The following is a 1,760-nucleotide window of genomic DNA, read 5'->3' on the forward strand; positions in this document are numbered from 1 at the left end:
CGGACCCCCGGCCGCGGAATCGGCATGCCCGCGCCGCTCGACGACGAACCCGAGTTCAACAAGACTGTGCTTCGCCGGATGGCCTGGGCATTCGCCGCTGTCGTCGTCCTGGCGCCTGTGATTCAGCCTTGGTACATGGTGTGGCTGCTGGTGTTCTTCACCGTGACGGGAGTCGCGGACGGCGCCCAGCTCCGGACGGTCTTCTACTTGACGGCGTTCTTCACCCTTATCGCCCTGACAGACCAATTGAGTGTCTTCCAGTGGATCCCCATCGAGGTGGTACGCGGAGTGGCCATTGCCATTGCGGTTTCTTTCATCGCCTACTTGGTGTTCTTTGACAAGAAGACCCACGTGCTGTTCCGCCCGCGTCGCGGGATTTTGAAGCTCAAGCCGAAGTCCTGAACCGGATTCAGCCGAGGTGTTTCATGGCTTCACGCAGGGATAGCGGGCTGAGCCTGGTCCTCCGGCTTTCAACGTAGCTCCGCACCCATTGAGGATCGGTCTTGGCGTACTCCCGCAGGGTCCAGCCGATTGCCTTCCTGATGAAGAACTCCTTGTCGGCAAGGTTGGCGTCAAGTGCCGCGGCCAGAAGTTCTTGGTCCGTGGCCGACTTTGCCTTGAGCTGGGAGGTGATGGACGCCCGACGGATCCAGAAGTCCTCGTCGCTTGCCCATGTCCGCAAGAGCGGGGTCAGCGTGCTTCGGTGGTGTTGCAGAAGGGCGCAAATACGGTCGGAGACACCGTCAACGAAGTCCCACCATGCGCCGGTCCGGATGATTTCTTCGTACAGCGGCAGCATCTCCAGATCCTTGGCCACGGACTTGAGCGAGGTCAGATCGATGGCCGCGTAGCGTTCTTCCCGCCATGTGGCTTCCCGCCACAGCAGCCGGACATCGTCACGAAGTTCGGAAGGGGACCCGAAAGGGATTTCCTTCGCGGTCGCGAGGACAATGCGACGGACTACGGGGACCCTGACACCGAGGACAGGCATGGATGATTTCATGTAGGCCTGTGCCGCCTTCGCGCGGTCCGGGTCTGCCTCTGCCTGCAGGCGTTCACGGATGATGGCGATTCTTCGGTGTTCCATACGGCGACTTTAGGACACCCGTGGGCCGGCGCGGACGCGCAACCCTGTTGACCGGGCTGATGGTGCCCATAGAGTGGGTGGAAGGGTTTGTCCGGTGGCCGGTCCGGCCCCCTCTTCTTGATGCTTGGAGGCCTTTGATGTCCATGGTGAAGACGCCAGAAGAGATTGCGCTCATGCGCGAAGCCGGAAGGGTGGTTGCCAACACGCTTTCGGCGGTTCGTTCGCACGCCGGGGTTGGCGTGTCGCTCAAGGAACTGGACGAGGTTGCAGCCGCTTTCATGGAGGCCGCCGGAGCTAAGCCGGCGTTCCTGAACTATCGCCCGCGGTGGGCGTCCACGCCTTTTCAGGGGTCATCTGCACGAGCGTCAACGACGCCGTGGTGCACGGCATCCCGGACGGGTATGTGTTGCAGGATGGCGATCTGTTGAGCGTCGATTGCGGGGCCTTCGTGGAGGGCTGGTGCGGGGACGCGGCAGTCAGTTTCATTGTGGGCACCTCGGATCCGGTGGACCAGGAATTGATCGATGCCACCGACGCCGCCCTCGCCCGCGGTATCGACGCTGCCCGGATTGGAAACAAGATGGGCGACCTTGCGTACGCCATTGGCGGAGAAGCCAAGCGCAGCGGCTACGGGATCCTCGCCGATCACGGCGGGCACGGCATTGGCCGGACC

General features: G+C 62.5%; 2 protein-coding genes and 1 pseudogene. 2 read left to right on the plus strand and 1 reads right to left on the minus strand.

The annotated features are described in order from the left end of the window. Positions 1-402: pseudogene (locus tag AHiyo1_RS04620) on the plus strand (hypothetical protein); the annotation flags it as partial. Positions 403-409: 7 nt separating this feature from the next. On the opposite strand, the gene AHiyo1_RS04625 reads toward AHiyo1_RS04620, so the two are convergent. Beyond that, on the minus strand, positions 410-1,087 hold the full coding sequence (locus AHiyo1_RS04625) for a DNA alkylation repair protein (protein WP_059387774.1): 678 nt from the start codon (positions 1,085-1,087) through the stop codon (positions 410-412). Between the two features lie 325 nt (positions 1,088-1,412). On the opposite strand from AHiyo1_RS04625, the gene AHiyo1_RS26175 reads away from it, so the two are divergent. Further along, positions 1,413-1,760: M24 family metallopeptidase (locus AHiyo1_RS26175; protein ID WP_253257145.1), on the plus strand; the 348-nt coding region annotated here is incomplete at its 3' end.

The organism is Arthrobacter sp. Hiyo1, from assembly GCF_001263615.2.
Taxonomy (GTDB): domain Bacteria; phylum Actinomycetota; class Actinomycetes; order Actinomycetales; family Micrococcaceae; genus Arthrobacter.

Excerpts from the sequence above, each read along its gene's own strand:
- AHiyo1_RS04625 (WP_059387774.1), bottom strand. The coding sequence starts at position 1,087 with ATGGAACACCGAAGAATCGCCATCATCCGTGAACGCCTGCAGGCAGAG.